Genomic DNA, 26,779 nt, shown 5'->3' with positions numbered 1-26,779 from the left:
ACACCGGCGCAACCGGCCGTCGACTTGACTGGGACCATGACCCACCACGCGCCCGTGCCGGCGCCGTCCCGCCGGACCCTCAGGATCGTGCCGCTGAGCCTGGCGGTCCTCGGCCTGGCGAGCGTCCTGTTCGTCATCCGGCGGCCGCTCATGATGTCCGCCCCCCGGTGCATGGCCGGGCGCTGGCACGGCTGCTACGACACGTTCAACGGCGTGGTGCTCATGGCGCTCGTCACGATTCCGTTGTCCGTGCTCATCACCTGGGCCCTCGCCTCCTGGCGTCATGCCGCCGGGGCCGGCTCGACGTGGGCGTGGCGCAGGTCGCTGGCCGAGGTGGGCATGGTCCACGGGACGGTGCCGTTCGTGTGGCTGACGATGATGCCCGGCCTCGCGCCCGGCGTCGCCCCCCGCCGCGTCAGCCTCGTACCGCTGCGGGACCTGGTCACGATGGGGGCGGGCGGGATCATCGGCAACCTGCTGGTCTTCGCGGCGCTCGGGTTCTTCGCCCCGATGCGGTTCGCTTCCCTGGCGACCGTCCCCCGGGTCCTGGCGCTCGGGGCGGGCTGCTCGGTCCTGGTCGAGGTCGCGCAGTACGTGCTGTGGCTGGACCGGGTGTCCTCCGTGGACGACGTACTGGTCAACGCGACCGGCGCCCTGCTGGCCGGGCTGGCGTCGCGCCGCTGGTGGCGCACCCGCGAGGCGGCGCCCTCCGACCGCACTCGTCCCGAGCCGGTCCCGGCGGGCCGAGCGGGGTGTCCCGGCCGACCAGGGGTGTGACGGCGGTGCGGCGTGCTGCTTAGGCTTCTGACATGCGTGTACTGATCGTGGAGGACGAGCCCTATCTGGCGCAGGCCGTCCGTGACGGGCTGCGGCTGGAGGCGATCGCCGCCGACATCGCGGGCGACGGCGACTCCGCGCTGGAACTGCTCGCCGTCAACTCCTACGACCTCGCGGTCCTCGACCGTGACATCCCCGGCCCGTCCGGCGACGAGGTCGCCCGGCGCATCGTCGCCTCCGGCAGCGGCATCCCGATCCTCATGCTCACCGCGGCCGACCGGATCGACGACAAGGCCTCCGGCTTCGAGCTCGGCGCTGACGACTACCTCACCAAGCCGTTCGAGCTGCGGGAGCTCGTGATGCGGCTGCGGGCGCTGGACCGCAGGCGCGCGTACGCCCGGCCTCCGGTCCGCGAGATCGCGGGCCTGCGCCTGGACCCGTTCCGCCGGGAGGTCTTCCGCGAGGGACGTCATGTCGCCCTCACCCGGAAGCAGTTCGCCGTGCTCGAAGTCCTGGTCGCCGCCGAGGGCGGTGTCATCAGCGCCGAAGAACTCCTCGGGCGGGCCTGGGACGAGAACGCCAACCCTTTCACCAACGCCGTCCGCATCACGGTCTCCGCACTGCGCAAACGGCTCGGAGAGCCCTGGATCATCGCCACCGTGCCCGGCGTCGGCTACCGGATCGACGCGGACACAGCGACAGCCACCGGCACGGACACCGGCGCACAGACCGGCACCGGCACCGGCGCCGCCCCCGGCACCCGCACGGGCTCCGGCACCCGCTCCGGCAGCGAAGCCGGCGGCCTCGTGGATCCCCGCGGTCCTCATGCGTAGGAACCCGGGGCACAGCGCCAGACTGAAGCTCACCCTCAGCTACGCCGGATTCCTCTTCGTCGCCGGGACCCTCCTGCTGGCCGTGATGTGGGTGTTCGTGCTCCGCTGGCTGCCGACCTACAAGCCCCGGCTGTTCCAGCGGACGTACGGAGCCGTGATCATCGTCGGGCCCAGCCGCTCCGACCTCCTGCGCGGGTTCGCCCCCGCCGCGGCCGTCGCGCTCGCCTTCCTCCTGGCGTTCGGCCTGCTCGGGGGATGGATCCTCGCGGGGCGGATGCTGTCGCCGCTCACCCGGATCACCGACGCCGTACGGACGGCCGGGACCGGGTCGCTGTCCCACCGGATCCGGATGACGGGCCGCCGGGACGAGTTCCGTGAACTCTCCGACGCGTTCGACTCGATGCTCGAACAACTCGAGTCGCACGTCGACGAGCACCAGCGGTTCGCCGCGAACGCCTCCCACGAACTGCGCACGCCGCTCGCGATCTCGCGGACACTCCTCGACGTAGCCCGCAAGGACCCCACGCGGGACCGGGACGAGCTCATCGAGCGGCTGCACGCCGTCAACACACGGGCGATCGACCTCACCGAGGCCCTGCTCCTGCTCAGCCGCAGCGAGCGCGGGGACTTCCCCCGGGAGAGCGTCGACCTGTCCCTGATCGCCGAGGAGGCGGCCGAGACCCTGCTCCCGCTCGCCGAACAGCGCCGGATCACGCTCGACGTCACCGGAGAGCCCGCCCGGACCGGCGGCTCGGCGGAGCTCCTGCTGCGGATGGTGACCAACCTCGTCCAGAACGCCGTCGTCCACAACATCCCCGACGGCGGGACCGTGACGGTCCACACCGCGGAGCACGGGGACACCAGCGTGCTGCGGGTCGAGAACACGGGCCCGCGCCTGCCGGCGGAGCTGGTTCAGGCCCTGACCGAGCCGTTCCGGCGGGGAACGGAACGCGTACGCACCGATGAGCACGCCGGTGCCGGTCTCGGGCTTGCCATCGTGGCCGGCGTCGTCCGCGCCCACGACGGGACCCTCGAACTCGCCGCCCGCCCCGACGGCGGTCTCCTCGTCACGGTCAGGCTGCCCCGTAGCCCCGTAGCCCCGTAGCCCCGTAGCCCCGTAGCCCCGTAGCCCCGTAGCCCCGTAGCCCCGTAGCCCCGTGGTTCCGGTCCCGCGGGCTCAGCGTCCCTTGCGCACCCGGGCCGCCGCGCGGGCCTCCGCCGCCTTGCGGGCGTCCGCGGTCTTGCGCGACTCCTTGGCCGGGCGTCCCGGACGGGTGCCCATGCCCCGGAAGGGCGCGTTGCCCGTGGCCTGCTTCGGCCCGGTCGGCGGGCGCCTGGCCCCCGTGATGGCGGACAGCGTGGCCTCGCCCGAGCGCACCTGGGTGACGGTGGGCCGGATCCCGGCCTCGGACATCAGCCGGTTCACATCACGCCGCTGGTCGGGGGTGACCAGGGTGACCACCTTCCCCGCCTCCCCGGCGCGCGCGGTGCGGCCGCCGCGGTGCAGATAGTCCTTGGCGTCGGCGGGCGGATCGACGTTGACGACGAGGTCGAGGGCCTCGATGTGAATGCCCCGCGCGGCGACGTTGGTGGCCACCAGCACGTTGATCTCGCCGTTCTTGAACTGGGCGAGCGTGTGCGTACGCTGCGGCTGCGACTTGCCGCTGTGCAGGCCGGAGGCGCGGAGGCCGCTCGCCCGCAGATGACGGGTGAACTGGTCCACGCCCGCCTTGGTGTCCAGGAACATCAGCACCCGGCCGTCACGGGCGGCGATCTCGGTCGCCGTCGCGTACTTGTCGGCGCCGTGGATGTTCAGCACATGGTGTTCCATCGTGGCGACCGAGCCCGCCACCCGGTCGACCGAGGCGAGCACCGGGTCGTGGAGGTGGTCCTTGACGAGCTGGTCGACGTTGCGGTCGAGCGTCGCGGAGAACAGCAGCCGCTGCCCGTCGGCGCGCACCTGCGCCATGAGGTCCGAGACCTGCGGCAGGAACCCCAGGTCGCACATCTGGTCCGCCTCGTCCAGCACCGTGATCCGCACCTGGTTCAGGAAGCAGTCCCGGCGCGACACCAGGTCGGTCAGCCGCCCCGGCGTCGCGATGAGCACCTCGACACCGGCCCGCAGCGCCGCCTGCTGCCGGTTGATCGACAGACCGCCCACCACCGTCGCCAGTCGTACGTTCAAGGTCCGCGCGTACGGTTCCAGCGCGTCGCAGACCTGCTGGGCGAGCTCCCGGGTCGGCACCAGGACCAGCGCGAGGGGCCGCTTGGCCTCCGCCCGCAGACCGGCGGTCCGGGCGAGCAGGGCCAGTCCGAAGGCCAGCGTCTTGCCGGAGCCGGTCCGGGCCCGGCCGAGGACGTCGTGTCCGGCCAGCGCGTTGGGCAGGGTCGCGGCCTGGATCGGGAAGGGTTCCGTCACCCCGAGCGCGGTCATCCGGGCCACCAGCTCCGCCGGCAGGCCGAGCGCGTCGAAGGAGGCGACGGGAGGCAGGCCGGTGGCGGGGGCGGACGACACCGGGGTGTCGTCCTGCCGTGCCGGGTGATGCCCGCCGGCGTCGGAGCGTCCGGGGGCCGGCGGCTTCGCGTTCATGGGGAACCTTCCTCAGTCTGACGCCCGGGAACGCCCCGGGGCCCGTGCCGCTCGGCACGGGCCCCGGTGACTTCGAAGCGTGCTCCCCATTTTACCAGCGGACCCGCGGGCACCGGCCCGAAGTCCGCCGGTGTGACCTTCTTCCTTGCGGCCGGCGCCCGGGTGTGGCACACATCTCCGCAACGAGTCTGCGAAGAACTGTTATTCGAGGTTCGGCCGGCGGTCTCCCAGGCAACGGCAGCATCGTTCGGAGTCGAGGACAGGGAAGTTCTATGAGGAGACAGCACCCGGTGGATCCGGCGGCACTGGTCACTGCCGCCCGGTCGGGCGACCCGGCGGCCCAGGACGCCCTGGTGAGCGCCTATCTCCCCTTGGTCTACAACATCGTCGGACGCGCGCTGAACGGATCCGTCGACGTCGACGACGTCGTCCAGAACACCATGCTCCGCGCCCTGGACGGTCTGGACACCCTGCGGACGCCGGAGAGCTTCCGCTCCTGGCTCGTGGCGATCGCGATGAACCAGGTCAGGGCGCACTGGCGGGACCGTCAACTCGCCCCGGAGGGCGTGGAGGAGGCGGAGGAACTCGCGGACCCGGGCGCCGACTTCGTGGACCTGACGATGGTGCGGCTCCAGCTGTCCGGGCAGCGCAGGGAGACCGCGCTCGCGACCCGCTGGCTCGAACCCGAGGACCGGGGCGTGCTCTCCCTGTGGTGGCTGGAGTGCGCCGGTGAGGTGACCCGGGCCGAGGTGGCCGAGGCGCTGGAGCTGTCGCCGCAGCACGCGGCGGTCCAGGTGCAGCGGATGAAGGCCCAGCTGGAGACGGCCCGGGTGGTCGTACGGGCCCTCGCCGCCAACCCGCCCTGCCAGGAGCTGCGGGGCGTCCTCTCCTCGTGGGACGGCCGGCCCTCGGCGCTGTGGCGCAAGCGGATCGCCCGGCACGCCCGCGACTGCGTCCGCTGCTCCGGTCTGTGGAGCGGACTGATGCCCGCGGAGGGACTGCTGGCCGGCCTGGCGCTCGTCGCCGTGTCGCCGGGAGTGGCCGCCGCGCTGCGCAGCGCGTCCGGGGGGATGGCGGCCACGGGTTCGACGTCCCGGCCCCCGGGCTCCGCGGGACACGGGCAGACGGGCTCGGCGGGGGCCGGCCACCGGGCACCCCGCGGAAGGGCGGCCTCGCGCGGGGAGGCGCGCAGGCGCAGGCGCGCACGGCGCCGGGCCCTGGGCGGTGCCCTCGTGGCGGTCTGTGTGGCGGGCGGCGGCCTCTGGTACTTCGACCTCGGGCCCGGGTCGCGAACGGACGACGCGGGTCCCTCGCGGGCCGCGGGCGATTCCGTCGCCGACCTGGTGCCGGACGCCTCGGGTTCCTCGTCCGCGTCGGCGACCGCCTCGGCATCGCTTTCGCCCTCCCCGTCGCGTACGCCCGAGGCGAAGGCCTCCAGGACGGCCCGTCCCGCGAAGCCGACCAGGTCGGCCGCCGCGACCTCGGCCGCGCCGACCCGGCGGGCCACCGCCCTGGCCCAGACCCAGTCGGCCCCGACGACGACGGTCGGGCAGGTGGTCGCGCTGGTGAACAAGGAACGGGCGGCGGCCGGCTGCGGTCCCGTCACGGAGGACCCGCAGCTGGAGGACGCGGCTCAGGCCCACTCCGACGACATGGCCGCACGGAACTTCTTCGAGCACACCAACCCCGACGGCGCCGACCCCGGGCAGCGCATCACCGCCGCCGGATACCACTGGTCCACGTACGGCGAGAACATCGCCATGGGGCAGCAGACCCCGCAGGCCGTGATGGACTCCTGGATGAACAGCCCGGGGCACCGCGCGAACATCCTCAACTGCTCGTTCAAGAACATCGGAGTGGGTGTGCACCGGGGGACGGGCGGCCCGTGGTGGACACAGGACTTCGGGGCGAAGCTGTGAGGCGCCCGGCGCTCCCCTTCCCGTCGGAGCGCCGCCGGCCGTGAACGCGTCGGGCGCGCCTCGGGGCCGGACGCGTCTCAGGTGACGTGCCAGCCGGGTTCGAGGCGGTCCAGGAGCGCGTGGAAGGCGGCGTCGGCCCGCTCCCGGCCGCCCTCCGCCAGGGAGGCGACGACCAGGCCGAAGGTCGCGTCGACCAGGAGGCGCGCCTCGGTTTGGGCTCGGCCCTCCGTCATGCCGAGGCCGCGGAAGACCGACGCGAGCAGGTCCGTCCACTCGGTCAGCACGTCCCCGAGGACGGGCCCGTACCGGTCGGGGTCGATCAGGCTGGCGGCCATGATCTCCAGGTACAGCGGGAGCGCGCGCCGCAGGTCGGGGGCGCCGAACTGCCGCCAGATCTCCTCCATGAAGCGCCGGATTCCCGCGGGGTCCCGGGGGGTCGCGGTGGCGTCGAGCGTGTCACGGGCCCGCAGCAGCGGTCGCCGCTCGTCCAGGGCGAGGGCCTCGGCGACCATGGCGTCCTTGCTCCCGAAGTAGTACAGGAGCATGCGGTCGCTGGTCCCCAGGGCCTGGGCGAGCGGGCGCAGGGACAGTCCGGCCAGCCCGTTGCGCACCAGGTAGGCGCGGACCCGGTCGGTCAGATCACGTCGTTTCGTCTGGTCGGACGGTCGAGTCATCAGGACTCCCGGGGCGGCCGCGGCGGGGACACGGCGCCCCGCAGGCGCGGTCGCGGGCGTGATCCGGGTGGGGGCGATGTGACCCCTCACACATTCCATATGTCCGATGAGTACCCTTGGAAAGGATTCTTACCGTAGCAAGTGCTACATGTATATTTGTTATCGTGACGGGCGTTACAGGAACGCGTGACCTGACACTTGTCCGGACCGGTCGTCGACGGGTCCGTGCCGCCCAGGCGGCGTGGTCGCGGGCAGTGCAGAGCAGAAGGGACTGATTCCCATGGCCCCGGGGGCCATAGACCTCCTGGCGACTCCTCGCCGGGGGCGCTTCGCTCGGCTCTACCGTCGGCCCGAGGGGCCGGGACGCGCGGAGGCCACGAGACGCGATCAGGGGAACGAGGCATTCGTGGAGGCTGCACCCACCTCGTGGCTCGCCAGGAACATGGCTCTCTGGTCGCGTGTACTGCAACCGATCCGCCCGTTCGACGCGCCCCGCGCGCGTGTCACCCCCTGGGAGGCCTCCTGGCCCCTGTCCCGGGAGCTGACCTCGGCACGCCGGGCGCGCCGCCTGGTGACGGCCCAGCTGGACGAGTGGGACCTGGAGGAGCTGGCCGAGACCGCGGAGCTCCTGGTCAGCGAACTCGTCACCAACGCCCTGTGCCACACGCGCGGCCCGCTGCGGCTCAACCTGTGTCTGCGCGGCGACCGCCTGGTGTGCGAGGTCGAGGACACGGAGCCGGTCTGTCCCGTGCGCCGGGAGGCGGACGCCGACGCGGAGGGCGGCCGCGGCACCGAACTCCTCGATCTGCTCGCCGAGAGCTGGGGCAGCACCTGTACGCCCACCGGAAAGACCATGTGGTTCGAAGTGCCGACGGAGACCCCGTCGTAGCGGCATGATCCCCGCGGCGACCCCGCCCGTCGCTCTGCCCCGCCCGTCGTCCCGCCCGGCGCGGCGTTCAGTCCCGGGGGGTCACCCGGGTCGCCAGGAAGTCCAGGAGCGCGGAGTTGAACCGCTCGGGCTGCTCGGCGCCCGGCAGATGGCCCGCGCCGTCGACGACGGTCAGGACCGCGTGCGGGACGAGCGCGTGGATGGCCTCGGCGTCGGCGACCGGCGTGAAGACGTCGTCGGCCCCGACGACGATCAGCACGGGGCATCCCACGGCGGCGAGGGTGTCACGGTAGTCGGGGCGTTCGGCGCGCCCGCGCAGGGCCGCCGCGGCGCCGCGGGGATCGGTGGCGCGCATCATCCGCAGAACGTGCTCGGCGACGTCCGGCATCGCGGTGACGTTGTAGGCGGCGAGCATCTTGCCGATGACCTCCTCCGCGTAGCCGTCCATCCCCTCCGCGAGGAGGCGGTCGGCCATCCGGTTGCGTACGGCCCTGCCCTCGTCCGTCTCGGCCGGCGCGGAGGTGTCCGACAGGACGAGCGCGCGGACGCGGTCGGCGTGGCCGCGCTGGACCTCCATGGCGATCTGCCCGCCCATCGAGACCCCGCCCACCACGGCCCGCCCGATCTCCAGGTGGTCCAGGAGCGCCACCAGATCATCGGCGAAGGCGGACAGAAGGACGGTGCCCTCCTCCACCCCGCTGGCGCCGTAGCCGCGCAGGTCCGGGGTGACGACCCGGTGTCCGGCCGCGGCGAGCGCCCGGACCTGAGGGGCCCACAGGGTCCGGTCGAAGGGATGCCCGTGGATGAGCAGGACGGGCAGTCCGGCAGCGGAGCCGGTGTCGTCGTAGTGGAGCGTCGTACCGCGCACAGCCATCGAAGTCATGCACGGCACCCTAGCTACAAGATCACGCCCCCCGGACGGGGCGCCGGCCCAAGTCGCCTTCCATGAACGGGAAACGGCGACGGCCCGGCACGAGCGCGAGGTGGTCGCGTCGGCCGGGCCGCCGGAAGAGGGGGAGGGGTCACTCCCCGTCGTACCGGGCTCCGTAGGGGGCGCCGGCGCCGGTGTCGCTGTACTGGGGGGCGCGCTCGTCGGCGGGCCACTGGGGCGCCGCCTGCTGCCGGTTGTCGGCCTGCGGCACGTCGTGCGCCAGCGGCGCCGGGGCGTCGTGGATTCCGGACACCCGGACCGGCATGGCGTTTCCGCGTGCGACGACCTTGGACCGGCTCTTGGCCGGCTTGTCCCAGCTGCCGTCGCCGAGGATCAGGACCGGGTCGAACATCACGATGGCCGCGGCGAGGATCAGGAAGATGATCGGGCCCAGCAGCATCGGCAGGAGGAGCGAGGTGCCCTCCTGGCCGGCGACGGCCGACCCGATGGTGTTGTGGAGGTGGACGCTCACGGCGGCCATGCCCGTGTAGTGCATGCCGGTGACGGCCAGGCCCATGACGAGGCTGGCGCCGAGGGTGCGGGCGAAGCCCTGCACGGAGACGGCGGCCCACAGCGCGGCGGTCGCCGCGACGAGGGCGATGATCACGGAGAGGGTCACGGTGAACGCGTTGTAGCGGAGGTCGCCGTTGAGCTGCATCGCGAACATGCCGAGGTAGTGCATCGTCGCGACGCCGAGGCCGGTGATGGAGCCGCCGACGGTGAGGGCGGACCGCGTGGCGCCGCGGTGCCCGACGATGAAGACGCCGGCGGAGACCACCACGATCGCCACGGCGAGACTGAGCACGGTCAGCGGGACGTCGTAGGTGATGGGCGTCTCCGCGACGGAGAAGCCCGTCATGGCGATGAAGTGCATCGTCCAGATGCCGCAGCCCAGGGCGCTGGCCCCGAGGGCGAGCCAGCCCAGCCTCCATCCGGGCTCGTGGTGCACCGTGCGCACCACGCAGCGCAGCCCCAGCGCCGAGCCCACACAGGCCATGACGAAGGCCGCCACCGGTGTGACCAGCCCGTAACTGAAGCCGTTGATCGTGCCGTTCATCCGCTCCCTAACGCTTTACTGCCGACTTAAGAAGGACATTGAGCACGTTTCCTGGTAGCGATAGCAAATTCTCAAGCCCCTGTTGATCGAAACATGCGCGATCGTTATCGATCTCGCGTCGGAGCCCCCGTTTCGCGGTTCTGAGGCGCCCGGGTCCTCGTGCCCTTCCGGATCCCTTCCGGACGACCGGCGGGGAATTTCGAGGGGCCCTTCCGGCCTTGTGCATTGCGGTGCCACGTTCGTGTGAGGACGGGGCGGACGGACCGCGGGCGGAGCGTGGGAACGCGGCCGCAGGCGTCCGACGAGGACTAGGAAGATGGGGTGCGCGTGATGAGCGGGAACGAGGAGAGGGCGCTGCTGGCCGGCGGCTGCTTCTGGGGCATGCAGGATCTGATCAGGACGTTCCCGGGTGTTCTGGACACGCGGGTCGGATACAGCGGCGGCGACGTGCCCAACGCGACGTACCGCAACCACGGCACGCACGCCGAGGCGATCGAGATCAGGTTCGATCCCACCAAGACCGACTACCGGACGATCCTGGAGTACTTCTTCCAGATCCACGACCCGTCGACGAAGAACCGGCAGGGCAACGACATCGGTCTCAGCTACCGGTCCGCCATCTTCTACGTCGACGACGAGCAGAAGCGGATCGCCGAGGACACCATCGCCGACGTGGACGCCTCCGGGCTGTGGCCGGGGAAGGTCGTGACCGAGGTCGCCCCGGCGGGGGACTTCTGGGAGGCGGAGCCGGAGCACCAGGACTACCTCCAGCGCTACCCCGACGGGTACACCTGCCACTTCGTCCGTCCGAACTGGCGTCTGCCGAGGCGCGCGGAGGCGTGATCGGGCACCGGTGACGCCCGGAGGCCGGTCGGGGCGCCGGCCGGTGGACCGGTGGCCGCCGGGCGTCAGCGCGTGTCGCGGCGGGCGGTCATGACCCTGGCCGCCACCGCCGTGGCGGCCAGGGCGACCGCGGCGGCCCCCAGCGCCCGCTGGGCCGCCGTGCCCGCGTCACCGGCGGCACCCAGATAGATGCCCCCGACGACCGCGACACCGAGTGTGCCGCCGAGCTGCTGCACGGCGTTGAGGAGACCGGCGGCCGAACCGGTCTCCTGCGGTCCCACACCGCTGAGCGCCGTGCTGAAGAACGGCGGGGTGAACAGACCGGTGCCCAGTCCGGCGACGCCGAGCGCGGCGGGCAGCGGCTCCGGGTACGTTCCCGGGGCCGCACCCCGGTAGGCGAGGACGGCGGCGGCCAGGCCGACCGCGAGCACGCCGATGCCGGTGTGCAGGACCCGGGTCCCGTACCGCGTGACCAGATGCGAGCCGGCCGCCCAGGACCCGGCCGCGAGGCCCGTGGACCACGGCAGCAGGGTGAGGCCCGCGGTGAGCGGCCCGTCGTGGAGGCCGAGTTCGACGTGCAGCACGACGGTGATCATGACGCCGTTCATGACGGCGAAGAACAGCGTCGAGGTGGCCAGGGCGGCGGGGAACGCCCGCCCGCGCAACAGGGCGGGCTCGATCAGCGGGGCCCGGCCGCCGCGCCCGGCGCGGCGCTGCTGGACGACGAACGCGGCCAGAACCACCCCGCCCGAGGCGGCGACGGCCCATCGGCCGGGGCCCGGACTCCCGGCGGCGGCCAGCGGACACACCACCAGCGCGGTGCCGAGCATGGCGAGAACGGTTCCGACGGGGTCGAGGCGGGGCCGTCGTGGCGCACGGTCCTCGGTCAGGAACACCGAGGCGGCCAGGACCGCGGCGGCCGGCGGAAGGTTCACGAGGAAGACCGCTCGCCACGAGGACCCGAACACGTCGGCATGGGTCAGCACCCCGCCGAGAACGGGACCGAGAACCGCGGACAGGCCCATGACCGGGCCGATCATGCCGAGAGCCCGGGTGAGTTCACCGCCCGTGTACAGGGCGCGGATCAGCCCGAACGTCTGCGGGATGATCGCGGCCGCCGCCGCACCCTGCACGGCACGCAGCGCGATCAGCGTCGCGGCGCCGGGCGCCAGCGCGCAGGCGAGCGAGGCGGCGGCGAACACGAGCACGCCGACGCGGAAGACCCGCCTGCGGCCCGCGAGGTCGCCGAGCCGGGCGCCGGTCGGCAGACCGAGCGCGAAGGCGAGGGTGTAGGCGGCGCTGAACCACGGGATCGTCGCCCGCGCACCCCCGAGATCGGTGTGGATGACGGGGCCGGCGACCTGGACGATCGTGGCGTCGAGGAGGTTCATCGCCTCGGCGGTCAGTACGGCGGCGAGGGCGAGCCCGCGGCGGCGGGAGCCGGGCGGCCCGACGGTGACGGGCCGGGCGCGGTCGGTGGTGGGCTCGGTGCTGCGGGACATGGGTCTCCCCCCGGGGACGACACGGATCTGCCGTGGGCCACCGTGCCGCCGCGGTCACGACCGCTTCCATCCCTTGCGCCGACTTCCGTGATATCTGCCATGCAGGTCGGCTAATTTGACGAATATGCTCGTACTGGATGAGCTCGACCGGGGTCTGATCCATGCCCTGCACGTGGACGCGCGGGCGCCGTTCACGCTCGTCGCCGATGTCCTCGGGTGCTCGACCCAGACCGTGGTCCGCCGCTACCGCCGGCTGTACGCGGGGGCGGGGCTGCGCGTCGTCGCCCTCCCCACGCCGGAGAGTTCCGGCACGCACCAGTGGTTCGTACGACTGACCGCGGCGACCCGCAGCGCGCACGACATCGCGACGGCGCTGGCCCGGCGTCCGGACACCTCCTGGGTGCGGCTGACCTCCGGCGGAACGGAGATCGTCGCGATCATCCACACCCCGCCCGCCGGTCCCGACGCGCACGCGCTGCTGCTGCGGGACATCCCCCGCACCGCTGGGATCACCGCGGTGTCGGCGCACTACATGCTGCACATGTATCTGGGCGGCCCGACGGCGTGGCGCGGCCGGATCGTCGCCCTGGACGCGGACCAGGTGGCACGCCTGCGTGCCGAGTCGCCCGCCGCGGACGGGACGGAAACCGGGAACTCCGGCGATTCCGCCGGGAACGCCGGCGATTCCACCGCCACTGTCGGCGACTCCACCGCCTCCGCCTCCGCCACCGCCTCCGCCTCCACCGGCGCCTCCGCGCGCCCCCTCACGGACGCGGACCTACGGCTGCTGGCCGCGCTGCGCGAGGACGCGCGCCTCAGCTACGCGGAACTGGCCGCCGCCACCGGCACCACCGCGTCCACCGTGGCCCGCAGACTGGCCGAACTACGGGCGCGGGGAGCGGTGTTCTTCGACATCGACATCGATCCGGCGCTGCTGGGCGTGACCGTGTCCGCGCTGCTGTGGATGCAGGTGGCCCCGGCGCATCTGGACAAGGTGGCGACGGCGCTGGCCGGCCACGACGAACTCGCCGTCGTCGCCGCCACGACCGGCCCGACGAACCTGGTCGCGCACGCCCTGTGCGGTGACGCGGCGGCCCTGCACCACTATCTGACGCGCCGGGTGGCCTGGGACGCCGTCACGCGGATCGAGACGGCGCCGGTCCTTCGCACCTACAAGGCCGCCACGACGCTCCGCCTCGGCCCACACGCGACCGGTCAGAGATAGTCGTTCCGCTTGAGCTCGATGACCCAGGCGCGGCGCTCGCAGATCTTCCCGTCGCGCATGCGGAACACCTCGGCCATCGACATGCGCATCGTCTCGCCCGTGTCCCGCGTCACCGCCCCGGTGAGTTCGGCCATGACCACGTCGTCCTCCTCGACCATGCGTACGACGTCCAGGCTGGGCGGCGGGACGAAGCCGGGGCCCTCGATGGCGGCGTCGTAGGCCTCCTTGCCGGTCAGATGGAAGCCGCCGAAGACCGTCCACTCGATGTCGTCGGTGAGGCAACTCAGGATCTGAGCGTGATCGTTCTTCCGGAAACCGTCCAGGTAGGTCTCGACGGTCTGTTTGTTCCGCGACATGGCTCCTGCTTTCCGGTGAGGGTGAGGGAAGAGGGTGGGAGGGAGGCGGGACGGGGAGGACGGCGCCCGCGCCGTGCCGCGCGGGCGCTGTGTCGGACCCTGAACCGTCGAGGCACCTCCATAGCGCTGCCGCGCGCGGGAGGCAAGCCGCGCTCACTCGAAGGTGTGGTGCCGTACGGCAGATAGAGTTGCGGTCCTCGAAAGGCGTAGTGTCATATGCCTGTTGCCCAGGGCAGGCGGGCAACTCGCAGGCGGGGGCCAGGGGAGAGGACGGCATCACGAGATGACGAGCACCGACTGGAGCGATCGAGGATTGTGCCGTACGGCCGATCCTGACGACCTGTTCGTCGAGGGCGCGGCACAGAACCGGGCCAAGATGCTGTGCATCGGCTGCCCCGTGCTCACCGAATGCCTCGCCTACGCGCTGGACCACCGCATCGAGCACGGCGTCTGGGGAGGCATGACCGAGCGCGAGCGCCGTGCCCTGCTGCGCCGCAGGCCGACGGTCACGTCCTGGCTGCACCTCCTGGAGACGGCCCGGGTGGAACACGAGCGCTCGCAGGACGCCGCTCCGGCCGTCGCGCACCGGGCGAGCTGACTTCCTGGCACGACGTGGGGCGGCGGGCCTTCGGAACGGGTATCCGGTTCCGGGGAGGTGACCGGCGCCCCCTTCGGCATGGGTCCGTGGGTTCGTGGGGGCGTGCAGTCGTCCGCCGTGCGCCGCGGTGTGCCCGCGCGCTTCTCGCTCACCGCGTTGAGGTCGTCCGATGAACACGGAGACCCGGCGGATCCGGACCGGCCCCACCCGCGCGGCATCAGCTCGCCGGCCTCGCCGCCCTGGCTCGGTCCTCACGGTCCTGGCTCGGTCCTCACCGCCCTCGCCCTGCCGTCGACGTCGGCCCGGCGGGCGTGGGCCCTCCTCACGCGCCCTGGCCGTCCAGCGGGGCCGCGATCCGCACCTTTCGCTCGGCCCGCACAAAATGAGTCCGGACTCGCCTCAATGAGACAGGCAGCCGAAAAGCACTAAACATTCCGAGGCTGTCTCACATGCGTTTTTTCCGGCCCCGGGTATCGATTGAATCCAGCCACTTGTGTCATCCGGCATTGTGCGCACAGGCGTGAACTGTCACCGTCGTGCGCGGAATGAACAGCCCGATCACGATCTTCGATGACACCTCAACTCCCTTACTGTACAAGGGTGTTGATCTGCAATTATGCCGACCTGGCCACCATGTCGATTTCGCCGCCATGTGCCGGACGAAGGCCTGATTGAGACGTCCTCCGGGCGGGCGAATCCTTCCACGAACACCCCATTGAGGCAGTGCGCGGTTTCGGCTCGGACGATCTCCGGAAGTCATCCGCGCATTCAGCGAAGGAGACGTTTCGCAGCCATGAGAACGATTTCATTTCGTGGTCACACCGACAAAATGCCCAGCCCGTATCGGGGCCGCGGGAACGGCGGACCCGGCTGGAGAACGAGAACCGGGGTGTTCGCCGCGACGACGGCGCTCCTCTCCGCGGGCATCCTGCTCGGTGCCGGTCCGGCCTCGGCGGCACCCGCGGCGGTCGGACTGACCTCCGCGTCCTGTCCCGGCGTGATCCAGCAGGGCCAGGTCAGCGGCTGTGTCACCGAGTTGCAGAACCTGCTCAACGCCCACGGCGCCGGCCTCGTGGTGGACGGTTCCTTCGGAGCGAAGACCCTCTACGCGGTCCGCGAGTACCAGTCCTCCACCGCGATCGCCGTCGACGGCCTGGTCGGCCCCCAGACCAAGGCCAAGCTGTACGCGACCGGGGGTTCGGCCCCGTCGCCCGTCAACCTCGACTCCTCGTCGTGCCCGGCGAACGTCGTCCAGGGCGACAAGGGCGGCTGCGTCACCGAACTCCAGCGGCTGCTCCGCCACTTCGGCTACTCGATCGACGTGGACGGCGATTTCGGTCCCGCGACGAACGGCGCGGTCCGTGACTTCCAGTCCACGCACGGCCTTTCGGTCGACGGCCAGGTCGGCACCAACACCAAGCGCGAGCTCTACGACACCGACGAGTCGCCTTCCACCGCCCTGGACCTGCGGTCCGCCGCCTGCCCGTCCGACATCGTGGAGGGGGAGAGCGGCGGCTGTGTCGCGACACTTCAGGCCCTGCTCAACGGCAAGGGGCAGCACCTCGACGTGGACGGCCAGTTCGGGCCCCTGACCCTGACGGCCGTGAAGTCGTTCCAGTCCTCGGCGGGCCTGTCCGTGGACGGAGAGGTCGGCCCGAACACCAAGGCCGCCCTGTACTCCAACATCAGCACGGGTGGCGGCAGCGGCGCACCGGCACCGATCGACCTGAACTCCGGCTCGTGCCCGGGCACCATCGTCAAGGGCCAGCGCGGCGGCTGCGTCACCGAGTTGCAGAGCCTGCTCAACCACCACGGAGCCGATCTCGCCGTCGACGGCGACTTCGGACCGCTGACCGACAGCGCGGTGCGCGACTTCCAGGCCGAGAAGGGCCTGTCGGTCGACGGCCAGGTCGGCCCGAACACGAAGGCCGCCCTGTACGGGGCTGTCACCCCGCCGTCCACGCCCGCGCCCGGAGGCGGATACGGCAAGATCCTCACCGTGGCCGAGGCCGAGGTCGGCACGGTCGAGGGCAGCGCCCGGGCCAACAGCTACGGATCGGCCGTGGGCCTGTCGCTGTCCACCAGCAACTACGCCTGGTGCGCCACGTTCGTGAGCTGGGTGGCCAAGCAGACCGGGGCCAGCTCCTACCGCAACACCTATGTCTCGGGCTGGGTCAAGCAGGCGAGGGCCGGCAACTACCACCTCTCGGTGACGACGAACCCGCAGCCGGGCGACATCGTGGCCTTCGACTGGAACGGGGGCAACGACTACACCGGCGGGCACGAGCACATAGGCATCGTGAGAACGGTGAGCGGCGGCTCCGGCTTCACCACCGTCGAGGGCAACACCGGAAACCCCAACGGCGGTTCCGACGGCGTCTACGTCAAGAGCCGCAGCACGAACAGCGGGTACGACGTGCTGTTCATCCGGGTCCGCTGAACGCCCGCAACGACGGCGACGACCGCAACGCCCGCTGAACAACCGCAACACCCCGCTGAACGACCGCACCGACTACTGAACGACACCGGAGACCGCACCGCCAGCACCACACCGAGCCGTGAACCGCCCTTCCCCCGGGCCGAGTTCACGGCTCGGCGGCCGTCCGCCTGTGCCGGGCGTCACGCCTGACCGGAACCGTCGCCCGGGGTCGGCCTTCCCGCTAGGCTCCGGCGGGCACCGACCCGCACGTTCGCGTACCGACACCCCTCACAGAGGTCCGATGCCCACTCTCAGATTTGGCAAGTACCTGACATTAGCGACAGCGTCCCTCCTTCTGCTGGCCACGGCTCCGGGGGCGGTCGCCGCCACCTCGGACTCCGCGGGCGGCACACGGGCGGCCACCGTCGCCGCCCCGGCGGCCGAGACATGGCAGGCGCCGCTGTCCACCCGCGGACGGTACATCGTGGACGCCAACGGCAACCGGTTCCGGCTGAAGTCGGCCAACTGGGACGGCGCCCAGGGCTCGTGGACGGGCAGTGGCAGCATCGACGACCCGGCCAACCACCACGCGGGACAGGACTCCTACGGCGTCCCCCTCGGTCTGGACCGGGCGTCGCTGCCCCAACTGCTGGACGACTTCCACCGGCTGGGCATCAACAGCATCCGGCTGCCCTTCTCCAACGCGATGATCCACTCGACGACGCCGGTGCCGGACGCCGCCGTCACCGCCAACCCGGGGCTGCGCGGCAAGACGCCCCTCCAGGTCTACGACGCCGTGGTCTCCGCCCTCACCGGGAGCGGGTTCGCCGTCATCCTCAACAACCACACCAACACCTCACGCTGGTGCTGCGGCGTCGACGGCAACGAGCGCTGGAACAGCAGTCAGTCCACCCAGCAGTGGGCGGACGACTGGGTCTTCATGGCCCGCCGTTACGCCGGTGACCCACGGGTGGTGGGCGCCGACCTCTACAACGAGGTACGCCGTGACGTACTGGACGACCCCAACTGGGGCCTGGGCGACGCCCACGACTGGTACGCGGCCGCCCAGCTGGCCGGGGACCGCATCCTCTCCGAGGCCAATCCCAACCTCCTCATCGTCATCGAGGGGATCAACTGGACCGGGCTGCCCGTGGACGGCCTGCCGCACGGCCGCCCCATGCTCACCCCCGTCCGCAACCTGTCCCACACCCTCGTCGCCTCCCACAAGCTGGTGTACTCCGCCCACTTCTACGGATACACCGGTCCCAACCACAGCGGAGCGACCGGAATCGGCGAGACCCACGACGCCCGATACCAGGACCTCACCCGCGACCAGCTCTACCAGGCGCTCAACGACGAAGCCTTCTACGTCTCCTCGGAGGCGAACCAGCACTTCACCGCTCCCGTGTGGATCAGCGAGTTCGGCATCGGCTCCGGCGAGACCGGCGCGGCGGCCCGGACCTGGTTCGGCAACATCACCGACTACTTCGCCGACCACGACGTCGACTTCGCCTACTGGCCCCTCGTCGGCTGGGAGGGCCACGACGACTGGGCCCTGCTGCGGTACGACACCGCGGGCAACCGGTCCGGGATCCTCGACCAGTCCGACTGGCGGGGCACCGCGTGGAACCGGCTCATGACGGCCCCGACCCTCACCGGATCCGTAGCCGCCGTCCCCGGCTGGAACATGCTCGCCACCGATCACGGCGACTACGTGCAGTCCCTGCGCGTACGTGCGGGTGGCGACTGGGACTCGGGCGCGTCCAAGGCCACGTGTCCCGACGGCGAACGGCTGATCGGACTCGGCCACAGCGGTGTCCGAGCGCTGTGCACCGACGTCTCGACCGGTGACCTCCGCTCCGCGGCCGCCACCCAGACGGTCGTCACCGACGAGCGCTACGTTCCCTCCGGCGGCGACTGGGCCTCCGGCTACACCAAGTTGCAGTGCCCGGCGGGGAACTTCCTCATCGGGTACAGCCGTCGTGGCGGCCGGACGTCGGCCGCCCTGTGCGTTCCGGCGGCCCGCTCGCTCGCGGGAGCCGGCCGGACCGTCTGGTTCGACCGCTCCGACAACCGGCCCGCCGGCGCGGCGGGAGGCGACTTCGCCAACGGCGACTACAAGGGCCAGTGCGCCGACGACGAGTACGCCGCCGGCATCGCGTTCACGACCCGCTTCGGTTCCGCCCAGGGCCCGGCAGCGCTGTTGTGCCGCAAGCTGAACTGAGCACCGTACGGCCGCCGTCCGCCCCGGTTTATGCGGGGCGGCGGCGGCCTTTCGCATCCCGCACCCCGCGAGTCCCCGCGTCCCGCCCCCGGGTGCGGTTCCGTCCTGGGGGAGCCGTGGTCCCGGCGGGCGACTCGGAACCGCCGGGACGACTCGGAACCGCGGGGCGACTCAGAACCGCCGGGCCGATTCCTCCGCGTGGGCCATCCGCCGCAGGCTCAGCAGCACCGGCTCGTACAGCACCGTGAGCGCGACGGCCGCCTCGATCTGTTCGGTCGGGGTCGGCTGCGCCTCGACCAGGTCCAGGTCGGTGACGGCCAGTTGGGCCGCAAGCCGCCCGTACGGCAGCAACTGCTCGGTGTCGCAGGGGTAGCCGAGCCGTACCAGCGCGGCGACCGAGTCGATGAGCCGCCGGTGGGCGGGACTGAGCAGATGCTCGCCGGGGTCGCAGGACCAGCCGAGCCGCTCCAGCAGCCCCTCCACCGAACGGCAGGCGGTCGCCACCGCCGGATCGTCCTCGGCGGGCCGCTCCGCGCACGGCAGCGCCCGGGTCGCCGCGCCCAGCCGCAGATGGTGGTCGAGCGACTCGTCCTCCGCGGCGGCGATCACCTCGCGGGCGTCCGCCACCGAGATCCCGCCGATCTGGATGAGCGCCCGCACCAGGCGCAGCCGCCGCAGATGGTCCTCGCCGTACTCGGCCTGCGTGGCGGAGATCCGGCGTCCGGGCTGGAGCAGCCCCTCGCGCAGGTAGTACTTGATCGTCGCGGTGGACGCACCGCTGCGCTCGCTCAGTTCCGCCAGCCGCATGCTCTTGCACCCTCCATCGGACAGTGGCACTATCCAAGCATGGATCGTGTCACTATCCAATGCGGGAACGGGGAATCTCATGGGTAATGCACCGATATCCGGGCAGCGGGTCACCGCTGCCGCGAAGGGCGACGTCGTCGTCTTCCTCATCGGCATGCGGATCAACCGCTGGCGGGCCGTCCGTCACTGGCTGCCCGCCCTGAAGGCGATGCCCCGCATGATCAAGGAGCTGTCGCGGAACGGCGACAGCGGATTCCTGGGGCACCGGGGGCTGAGCGGCGGTCCTCGGGTGTTCACCATCGCGCAGTACTGGGAGTCGCGCGAGAAGCTGCTCGCCTACGCCTCCGACCAGGCAGGGGAGCACCGTCCCGCCTGGGCGGAGTTCAACCGCCGCCTGCGCAGCAGCAACGGCAGCGTCGGGATCTGGCACGAGACGTACATCGTCCCGGCCGGTTCGTACGAATCGATCTACGTCGACATGCCGCCCACGGGTCTCGGCGCGGCCTGGGGAGTCGAGCCGGTGGAGCGACGCGGGGACCGGGCGGCGCAGCGGCTGGCGGGCGGGGCCGCGTAGAAGCAGGGCGGTCCGGTCAGCCCTGTGCCTGGCGGATCCAGACCCGCAGCGGGCCGATCGGTTCGAAGCCGTGGCGCAGGGCGGCGGCCAGGTCGTCGCCGTGCTCGTAGCCGACCACGGGCACTGCGGGGAACAGCGAGCGGACCGCGGAGAGCACGCCGGGCCAGGCCGTGTCCGGGCCGCCGTCGACGGCGAAGACGTTGGAGACACCGACCACGTCCCCGCCCGGGCTCGCCACCGCCCCGGCGGCCACCCCGCCGTCGGCGGACCGTCCGGCGAGCACGAAGGTGGCCGGGTCGTCGAGCAGTTCGGGGCGGAACAGCCCCGCGTCCCCGTTCCCGTCGTCCCAGGCGAGCGCCCACGCCCGCAGGGTGTCGGGACCGTCCGCCACGGACCAGCCGAGATCCGGGGGTCCCGCGGGTTCCTCCGCCGGGCGGTGGATCCACTGCGCGTCGAACAGGACCCGGAAGCCGGCGTCCGTCAGGTCGAGGTCGGCGAAGCTGTCCTTGACGGTGGCGCCGGGGGTGGTGGTGTCGATCCGGGCCAGCAGCGCGGCCGGATCGGCGCCGGGCACGAGCGTCACGGCGTCCGGGTAGTAGAGCGGGGTGCGGGCCGGCGCGGTCCACGCCTGTTCCCCCGGATCGCCCTCCACGCCGTGTGACCGGCTCATCGCCGCACACCACTCGGCGTTGTTGCGGGCCGCTGCGGCGACCATGGACGGGTTCGGCGTCTTCATGATTCCGGATCATGACATGTCACACCGGCGGACATGTTCGCGTCCCGGAGGCCGGTGGAGGGGCGTGAGGGCCCGAGACCGGGCAGGGATTCGGGCCCTCACGTGTCGCGCATCCGTCGGGGGCGTTTGCGCGCTGACCACTTCAACGAGCTTCGCGCCGGAGGGATACGTTTCGTCGCCGGGCCGGGAAACCGCAGCTCCGCGTGACCGTACGACCGCCGCTGCGGGGCGACCCCGCGCGGCGGTACGACGGTCGCGAACACCCCGCGCGTCCACGTCCCGTCGGCCCGGGGACACGGACGCGGTGGCGGCGGGCGGTGATCGAACCTACCGGCCCCGGGGCAGCCGCTCGACCAGTTTGTCCACGAGCTGGGACGGGTGCGACAGCGCGGTCAGGTGACCGCCGGGAACGGTCTCGGCCTCGATCCCGAGGCGGTCGCGGGCCACCCGGCGCTGGAAGTCCACGGGGAAGAACCGGTCCTCGGCCGCTGCGAGCACCCGTGTGGTGGTGTCGGGCCAACGGTCCACGGCGCAGGGCTGGTTGAAGGCGATGTCGGCCTCCGGCCGCTGATGTCCGGCCCCGGCGGCGGCGATCTCGGGCGGGACGTCGTGCAGGAAGTAGGTGTCCAGGTCGAACTCGGTGCCGTAGCTGCCCGCTTCGGCGGCGGCGACGCGGGCCGGTTCCGATCCGGTGTTGCCCCACCACTGTCCGGGCGTCTCACCCGGGAGCGGCACCATCGCGTTGACCAGCACCAGCAGTCCGACCGGGGCACGGGCGCAGACCATCGGCGCGGTGAAGCCGCCCATCGACTGCGCGACCAGCACCGTATCGGCGCGATCGCCGATCACCTCGACCACCGCCTCGGTGTACTCCGGCAGGCCCGCGGACTCGTCGGCCCCCGGCAGGTCGACCGCGACCGCCTCGTGCCCCCTCGCCCGCAGCTCGGACACCGCACGGTGCCAGTACCAGGCCGAACCCCCGGCCCCGGGAATCAAGACAAACACGCTCGCCCTCGCTTCCTTCCGTCGCACCCTGACGACGCAGACCGTCGGGGGCGTCGAAAGTCATCGGCGCCGGTGACGGCCCGGCGGTCTCCGGTCGATGTTCCCGTCGGGCGGCGGCGTCGCGGCGCGGAACACGCGGACGACGGCGTCGTCGGGCACGACATCGACCTGTTGGCACGACACGCGGCGCGGAGTACCACCCGGCGGGCAGGGTGGGCGGGATCCCGGCCTCGTCCGGCGTCCCGCTCGTCCCCTCGGCGCGTCCCGCTCGTCCCGTCAGCGCGTCGCGATCGTCGCCGGGTCGGGGGTGCGCACCGGCGGCGGGCCGAACAGCGAGCCGAGTACGTCGAGTTGGCGGTCGATCGCCGTCAGGGCGGCGAGGGCGGGGGGCACGGAACGGTCGGGCGGTGCGGCCGGGCCGGGTGTGCGGGCCCGGTCAAGCGCGGCCGGGCCGGCGGGGGCGGGCGGGGCCGGGCGGCGGCCGATGGCCCGGCGTACGGCGAGCGCGTGCGCCGCGAGCTCTTCCCGGCCCCGCGTCACGGCGGGGTCGGCGGTCAGCGCGCCCGGTGCCGCTCCGACGGCCCCGGCGAGGTCGTCGACCGGGTCGGCGCAGCGCCGTAGCGCCGTCACGGACCGGAGAGTGGAGGAGTCCGGGTGCCACCGGGCGGACAGCGCCCGGGGGACCGGCACCGCGGCCAGGATCCGCATCGGAGCCGTCACCGTCGCCAACTGCTCCACACGGTAGGCGAATCGGTCCCGCGCCATGCGGACCGCGGGACCGTCGCGCCAGTCGGTCTCCATCAGCTCGCCGAGACCCGCCAGCGCCGCCGCGGTCCGGGCCCGTACGACCGCCTCGGTCCTGATGGGCAGCACGAGCCAGGAGGCCGCCACGCCGAGCACCGCGCCGACCGCGATCCCGGCCAGCCGGGTGTGCAGCAGGTCCCCGGGGCTCTGCCCGAACCAGTCGTAGAGCAGGGAGAGCACGGCGGTGACGCAGGCCGCCCAGTACGCGTAGCTGAGTTCACGCAGCCAGGTCGCCACGGCCAGGACGGCGAAGATCACGACGACGGCGGTGTCGGACCGTGGCCCGAACTGGCCGGAGACGGCGGTCGCCACCACGGTGCCGGCCGCGGCGCCGAGCGTGCGCCAGGCCCCCTTGACCAGGACGTCACCCCGGCTGCGCGCACCGCTGCACACCAGGAACGCGGTGAGGACCACCCATGCCCAGTGATCCGGCCACTGATGCCGGCCGACCGCGAACGCGGCGGTCAGCGCCGCCGCCATCTGCACGGCCATCCGGGTGCTCGCGGCCGGCCCGCGCCGCGGTGCGCGGGGTGTCGTGGTCACCTTCGCGGAAGGCGGCCGGGGGGCGAGACCGGTGCGCTGGGCCGCCCAGGTCACCGCGGTGCCCCAGGCGACCGCCCCGAGCGCCGTCACCGCGGCCCAGGCGGTGTGCTCGTGCCCGGCGGGCGGCACCGCCCCGGCGGGCACCACCAGGACCGCGATCAGCGGCAGCACGACGAGCGTGCCCGCCCGTGTGGCGCGGGCACCGAACCGGCGGACCCAGATCGCCCCCGCGACTCCCAGGACGAACGCCGTGTCACCCACCAGATGGTGACGGTCGATCAGGGTGCTCAGCTCCGTGCCCGCCGCCGCGGCGCAGGGCAGCACGACGCAGGCCAGCAGCCGGTCGGTCCGGTCGAAGAGGCGCTGGACGCGGCCGAGAGCCGAGGCGATCACCACCGCCTGGACGACGCTGTCCACATGCAGCCCGGCCTCGTGCTCGACGAGCAGCGCCAGGCCGTACACGCCCAGCACCGTCGCCATGCTCACGGCCGTCGCCCGCAGATGGGTCCAGCGCGGATCGAAGTGCAGCGCACGACGTGTCGACCTCAGAAAACTACGCAGCACGTAGAATCACCGCCAAGAGAACCCCTGGAACAAGCCATCTTGAGACTCGCTGCTTCAAGAGGATCGTAAGTGATACCTTAGCAATGTGATGGGAGAGCGGACAGAACACGAGGGCGCGGAGCGAGCGGGGCGATCCGAGGCCGAGCGCCGGGACGGCCGTGCGTCGGCCGAGATCCGGCAGGGCGTGATCCGGCTCGCGCGCCGGCTGAGCGCGGAACGCCCCGCCGACGGCCTCAGCCTCAACAAGAGCAGCGTCCTCGGTCATCTGCGCCGCAACGGCCCGATGTCCGCCGGCGCGCTCGCCGCCGCCGACAACCAGCAGCCGCAGTCCCTGACCCGGGTCTTCGCCGACCTCGAACACGAAGGCCTGATCAGCCGGACCCGCGACACACAGGACGGGCGGCAGCGCGTGGTGCAGCTGACCGAGGAGGGCCGCGCCGCCCTCGCCCGTGACATGGCGCAGCGCGACGCCTGGCTCGATGTCGCCCTCGTCGGCCTCACCGAGACGGAGCGTCAGGTGCTCCTGCTCGCCGCCCGTCTGATGAACCGCCTCGCCGACTCCGAGACCGCCGTGCCCGGCTCCACGACCCGACCCCACTGACGGAGGCTCCCGTGTCCTGGCCCGACCACGCCATCTGGTGGCACGTCCACCCCCTGACCTTCCTCGGCGCGGAGCCGGATGCCCTGCCCGCCGGCGCGCCCGTACGGCACAGGCTGCCGGTCCTCGGGGACTGGCTGGATCATCTGGTCGGGCTCGGCTGCAACGGACTCGCCCTGGGTCCGGTCTTCGCGTCCGAGACCCACGGCTACGACACGACCGACCACTTCCGCGTGGATCCCCGCCTGGGCACCGAGGCCGACCTGGTCGCGCTCGTCGACCGGGCCGCGTCGCGCGGGGTCCGCGTCCTGCTCGACGGCGTCTTCAACCACGTCGGCCGGTCCTTCGCCCCGTTCGCCGACGTGGCACGGCGCGGCTCCGCCTCCCCGTACGCGGACTGGTTCGTGCCCGAGGGCGACGACTTCCGGACCTTCGAGGGACACCGGCACCTCGTCGCCCTGAACCACGCCTCGCCCGACGTCGCCGACCATGTCGTGGACGTCCTCGGCCACTGGCTCGACCGGGGCGTCGCCGGCTGGCGGCTGGACGCGGCCTACGCCGTCCCCCGGCCCTTCTGGCGTGCCGTCACCGGCCGGGTCAGGGCCCGTCACCCCGGCGCGTGGTTCAGCGGCGAGGTGATCCACGGCGACTACGCGGCCTACGTCGTCGAGGGCGGACTCGACACCGTGACGCAGTACGAGCTGTGGAAGGCGATCTGGAGCTCGCTCAACGACCGCAATCCCCATGAACTGGCCTGGGCCCTCAAGCGTCACAACGCCATGATCGACACGTTCGCGCCGCAGACGTTCGTCGGCAATCACGACGTCACACGCGTCGCCAGCCGGCTGGACGAGCCCCGGCACCTGGCGCTCGCGCTCGCCGTACTGTTCACCGTCGGCGGGACACCGTCCGTCTACGCGGGGGACGAGCGGGCCCTCAAGGGCGTCAAGGAGGACCGCGCCGGCGGGGACGACGCCGTCCGTCCCGCGTTTCCCGCCTCCCCATCGGGCCTGGGCGCCGAAGGGCTCGACGTGCAGCGGCTGCACCAGACCCTGGTGGGAGTGCGCCGCCGCCATCCCTGGCTGGTACGGGCCCGGACCCGGGTCCACTCGCTCGGCACCAGCGTGCTCGGCTACAGCCTGGCCGCGCCCGACGGCGGCTCCACCCTCGCGGTGGCCCTCAACTTCGGCGCCTCCCCGGCCACCGCCGGCCTGCCGGCCGCCCAGTGGACCCCTGTCGCGGGCGACGCCTCCTTCGATTCCGCCACGGGCACGGTTTCCCTTCCCGGAACGGGCTGGTTCATTGCCACGACACCGGGAAGCCACAATTGATTACCGGCCGCACCCCGTCAGGGCCTGCTTGAATTTCCGATGTGCCAGAACACTTCTGTCGGAAAACGCTACCGCCGTGTTAACGGACCCGTTGTCCCAGATTGTTGAAATGCTGGCGAAGTCGATTTCCGGGCGCCGTTTCAGGCCGCGTCCGTACTGAATGCACGTGCCCACGCATTGCGCCACAGCGCGATGCGGCTCCCGTGCTGTCCGCATGCCTGTACATAGGCGACGAGAAGTTCCTCCGACGGCATACGGAAACCGGCCAGAATGTCGGCCACCGTGCTGCGCGGCAATGGTCCGGCCCCGAGATCACGGGCCTTCTTCTCCATTTCGCGCAAGGACGGCTGGCCGGCGGCGAGCCGTGCGTGGTGCATGGCTTCGAGAAGATGGGCCGGGTGGTATACGAGTTCCAGCCGGCGTTCGGCGCGCTGGGCGGGCGCGACCTCGCGGCCGTCGGGGGAGTGGCCGGACTGGCGTGCCGCCTGCTCCCAGCGCAGCCGGGCCTCGCGCCGGGTCGCGCCGCAGACCTGCGCATACGCCTCCACGACATGGCGGCGGGGCAGAAAGGTGCCGCGGTCCGCCCGGGACAGGGTGACGGCGGAACAGGCCGGATCCGCGATCCGCAGCCCCTCGGTCAGTTCCGCCATCTGCCGGTAGGTGAGTCCGGACCGCTGGCGCAGCGAGCGCAGCCATTGAGCCAGTTCGTAGCACTGCGCGGATTGCGGGATCGGTGTTCTGCTCCGCCCCACCACTTCCCCCTGGAGGTCGAGACTGACGGATGCGTGACGCGTCCGATGGTATGTCGATCGACGACGTCCACTGATTCGGTCGGTGCCGGGACCCGAGCATTGCGTACCGCTAGGAGGGCCCGTTTTGGTCTTTACTTGGGCTCACTTAGATCGACGCTATGGATGGCTTCGTCGGCGAGTCAAGGAGCCTTTACTCTACTTTACTCTGCATGGGGATCCCTTTTCTTT

At 72.1% G+C, this 26,779-nt stretch carries 24 protein-coding genes; 13 read left to right on the top strand and 11 right to left on the bottom strand.

Annotated elements, in window-relative coordinates; genetic code table 11:
- Window positions 1-36: 36 nt before the first annotated feature.
- Genes ACFWI4_RS02770 through ACFWI4_RS02760 form a run of 3 tightly spaced genes read left to right on the top strand, consistent with a single transcriptional unit; the run spans window position 37 to window position 2,715 of the window.
- Entirely contained in the window at window positions 37-777 is a 741-nt protein-coding gene (locus ACFWI4_RS02770) for a VanZ family protein (protein ID WP_387190135.1), read from the top strand.
- A 32-nt stretch (window positions 778-809) separates the two neighbouring features.
- Complete coding sequence (locus tag ACFWI4_RS02765) at window positions 810-1,610, top strand: response regulator transcription factor (protein WP_387190133.1); 801 nt, start codon at window positions 810-812, stop codon at window positions 1,608-1,610.
- Window positions 1,603-2,715, top strand: coding sequence for a sensor histidine kinase (locus ACFWI4_RS02760; protein ID WP_387190131.1), 1,113 nt, complete (start codon window positions 1,603-1,605; stop codon window positions 2,713-2,715). The genes ACFWI4_RS02765 and ACFWI4_RS02760 overlap by 8 nt, the downstream gene beginning before the upstream one ends.
- 72 nt (window positions 2,716-2,787) lie before the next feature.
- On the opposite strand, the gene ACFWI4_RS02755 is transcribed toward ACFWI4_RS02760, so the two are convergent.
- Window positions 2,788-4,200, bottom strand: coding sequence for a DEAD/DEAH box helicase (locus tag ACFWI4_RS02755; RefSeq protein ID WP_387190129.1), 1,413 nt, complete (start codon window positions 4,198-4,200; stop codon window positions 2,788-2,790).
- A 272-nt stretch (window positions 4,201-4,472) separates the two neighbouring features.
- Between ACFWI4_RS02755 and ACFWI4_RS02750 the strand changes: the two genes are divergently transcribed.
- Window positions 4,473-6,119, top strand: a complete 1,647-nt coding sequence (locus ACFWI4_RS02750; protein WP_387190127.1) for a sigma-70 family RNA polymerase sigma factor — start codon at window positions 4,473-4,475, stop codon at window positions 6,117-6,119.
- Window positions 6,120-6,196: 77 nt separating this feature from the next.
- On the opposite strand, the gene ACFWI4_RS02745 is transcribed toward ACFWI4_RS02750, so the two are convergent.
- Window positions 6,197-6,793, bottom strand: a complete 597-nt coding sequence (locus tag ACFWI4_RS02745; RefSeq protein WP_387190125.1) for a TetR/AcrR family transcriptional regulator — start codon at window positions 6,791-6,793, stop codon at window positions 6,197-6,199.
- A gap of 280 nt (window positions 6,794-7,073) precedes the next feature.
- On the opposite strand from ACFWI4_RS02745, the gene ACFWI4_RS02740 reads away from it, so the two are divergent.
- Window positions 7,074-7,682: an ATP-binding protein gene (locus tag ACFWI4_RS02740; protein WP_387190122.1), complete on the top strand. Its 609-nt coding sequence runs from the start codon at window positions 7,074-7,076 to the stop codon at window positions 7,680-7,682.
- A gap of 67 nt (window positions 7,683-7,749) precedes the next feature.
- On the opposite strand, the gene ACFWI4_RS02735 is transcribed toward ACFWI4_RS02740, so the two are convergent.
- Complete coding sequence (locus ACFWI4_RS02735; RefSeq protein ID WP_387190120.1) at window positions 7,750-8,565, bottom strand: alpha/beta fold hydrolase; 816 nt, start codon at window positions 8,563-8,565, stop codon at window positions 7,750-7,752.
- Window positions 8,566-8,704: 139 nt separating this feature from the next.
- Window positions 8,705-9,670 carry an MHYT domain-containing protein gene (locus ACFWI4_RS02730; protein WP_387190118.1) on the bottom strand — a complete coding sequence of 322 codons (966 nt, stop codon included), beginning with the start codon at window positions 9,668-9,670 and terminating at the stop codon, window positions 8,705-8,707.
- Between the two features lie 330 nt (window positions 9,671-10,000).
- On the opposite strand from ACFWI4_RS02730, the gene msrA reads away from it, so the two are divergent.
- The gene (gene msrA / locus ACFWI4_RS02725; protein WP_387190116.1) at window positions 10,001-10,513 is read left to right on the top strand and encodes a peptide-methionine (S)-S-oxide reductase MsrA; all 513 of its coding nucleotides are present in this window, start codon (window positions 10,001-10,003) and stop codon (window positions 10,511-10,513) included.
- A gap of 65 nt (window positions 10,514-10,578) precedes the next feature.
- Here the strand turns inward: msrA and ACFWI4_RS02720 are convergent, their stop codons facing one another.
- Complete coding sequence (locus ACFWI4_RS02720) at window positions 10,579-12,015, bottom strand: MFS transporter (RefSeq protein WP_387190114.1); 1,437 nt, start codon at window positions 12,013-12,015, stop codon at window positions 10,579-10,581.
- Window positions 12,016-12,139: 124 nt separating this feature from the next.
- Here ACFWI4_RS02720 and ACFWI4_RS02715 point away from each other — a divergent pair, with 124 nt between their 5' ends.
- Window positions 12,140-13,240, top strand: coding sequence for an Lrp/AsnC family transcriptional regulator (locus tag ACFWI4_RS02715; protein WP_387190112.1), 1,101 nt, complete (start codon window positions 12,140-12,142; stop codon window positions 13,238-13,240).
- On the opposite strand, the gene ACFWI4_RS02710 is transcribed toward ACFWI4_RS02715, so the two are convergent.
- Window positions 13,231-13,596, bottom strand: a complete 366-nt coding sequence (locus ACFWI4_RS02710; protein WP_385394045.1) for a nuclear transport factor 2 family protein — start codon at window positions 13,594-13,596, stop codon at window positions 13,231-13,233. The genes ACFWI4_RS02715 and ACFWI4_RS02710 overlap by 10 nt on opposite strands.
- Window positions 13,597-13,879: 283 nt before the next feature.
- Between ACFWI4_RS02710 and ACFWI4_RS02705 the strand changes: the two genes are divergently transcribed.
- From ACFWI4_RS02705 to ACFWI4_RS02695, 3 genes are all read left to right on the top strand, one after another.
- Window positions 13,880-14,194 carry a WhiB family transcriptional regulator gene (locus tag ACFWI4_RS02705; RefSeq protein WP_385394042.1) on the top strand — a complete coding sequence of 105 codons (315 nt, stop codon included), beginning with the start codon at window positions 13,880-13,882 and terminating at the stop codon, window positions 14,192-14,194.
- A gap of 889 nt (window positions 14,195-15,083) precedes the next feature.
- Window positions 15,084-16,634, top strand: a complete 1,551-nt coding sequence (locus tag ACFWI4_RS02700; protein WP_387190109.1) for a peptidoglycan-binding protein — start codon at window positions 15,084-15,086, stop codon at window positions 16,632-16,634.
- Window positions 16,635-16,914: 280 nt separating this feature from the next.
- Window positions 16,915-18,837 (top strand): glycoside hydrolase family 5 protein, encoded by a 1,923-nt coding sequence (locus ACFWI4_RS02695; RefSeq protein WP_387190107.1) that lies wholly within the window; start codon window positions 16,915-16,917, stop codon window positions 18,835-18,837.
- A gap of 171 nt (window positions 18,838-19,008) precedes the next feature.
- Here the strand turns inward: ACFWI4_RS02695 and ACFWI4_RS02690 are convergent, their stop codons facing one another.
- Window positions 19,009-19,644 carry a MerR family transcriptional regulator gene (locus ACFWI4_RS02690; RefSeq protein WP_387190105.1) on the bottom strand — a complete coding sequence of 212 codons (636 nt, stop codon included), beginning with the start codon at window positions 19,642-19,644 and terminating at the stop codon, window positions 19,009-19,011.
- 79 nt (window positions 19,645-19,723) lie between these two features.
- Between ACFWI4_RS02690 and ACFWI4_RS02685 the strand changes: the two genes are divergently transcribed.
- Window positions 19,724-20,218 (top strand): DUF4188 domain-containing protein, encoded by a 495-nt coding sequence (locus ACFWI4_RS02685; protein WP_387190101.1) that lies wholly within the window; start codon window positions 19,724-19,726, stop codon window positions 20,216-20,218.
- A gap of 16 nt (window positions 20,219-20,234) precedes the next feature.
- Here ACFWI4_RS02685 and ACFWI4_RS02680 read toward each other — a convergent pair whose 3' ends face one another.
- From ACFWI4_RS02680 to ACFWI4_RS02670, 3 genes are all read right to left on the bottom strand, one after another.
- Window positions 20,235-20,954, bottom strand: a complete 720-nt coding sequence (locus ACFWI4_RS02680; RefSeq protein WP_387190099.1) for a hypothetical protein — start codon at window positions 20,952-20,954, stop codon at window positions 20,235-20,237.
- A 327-nt stretch (window positions 20,955-21,281) separates the two neighbouring features.
- Window positions 21,282-21,959, bottom strand: a complete 678-nt coding sequence (locus tag ACFWI4_RS02675; protein WP_387190096.1) for an alpha/beta fold hydrolase — start codon at window positions 21,957-21,959, stop codon at window positions 21,282-21,284.
- A gap of 276 nt (window positions 21,960-22,235) precedes the next feature.
- The gene (locus ACFWI4_RS02670) at window positions 22,236-23,870 is read right to left on the bottom strand and encodes an FUSC family protein (protein WP_387190094.1); all 1,635 of its coding nucleotides are present in this window, start codon (window positions 23,868-23,870) and stop codon (window positions 22,236-22,238) included.
- Window positions 23,871-23,958: 88 nt separating this feature from the next.
- Between ACFWI4_RS02670 and ACFWI4_RS02665 the strand changes: the two genes are divergently transcribed.
- Together ACFWI4_RS02665 and ACFWI4_RS02660 are read left to right on the top strand one after the other, a co-directional pair.
- A complete protein-coding gene (locus ACFWI4_RS02665) occupies window positions 23,959-24,471 on the top strand; it encodes a MarR family winged helix-turn-helix transcriptional regulator (protein WP_387190092.1) in 513 nt (170 codons plus the stop codon).
- Between the two features lie 11 nt (window positions 24,472-24,482).
- Window positions 24,483-25,799 (top strand): alpha-amylase family protein, encoded by a 1,317-nt coding sequence (locus ACFWI4_RS02660; protein ID WP_387190089.1) that lies wholly within the window; start codon window positions 24,483-24,485, stop codon window positions 25,797-25,799.
- A gap of 140 nt (window positions 25,800-25,939) precedes the next feature.
- Here the strand turns inward: ACFWI4_RS02660 and ACFWI4_RS02655 are convergent, their stop codons facing one another.
- Window positions 25,940-26,551: a helix-turn-helix domain-containing protein gene (locus tag ACFWI4_RS02655; RefSeq protein WP_385394018.1), complete on the bottom strand. Its 612-nt coding sequence runs from the start codon at window positions 26,549-26,551 to the stop codon at window positions 25,940-25,942.
- Between the last annotated feature and the right edge of the window lie 228 nt (window positions 26,552-26,779).

The sequence above is a fragment of the Streptomyces sp. NPDC127038 genome, from assembly GCF_042725875.1.
Classification (GTDB): Bacteria; Actinomycetota; Actinomycetes; order Streptomycetales; family Streptomycetaceae; genus Streptomyces.
The sequence above is the reverse complement of the archived record's forward strand: the minus strand, read 5'-3'. Positions and strand labels throughout refer to the sequence as shown.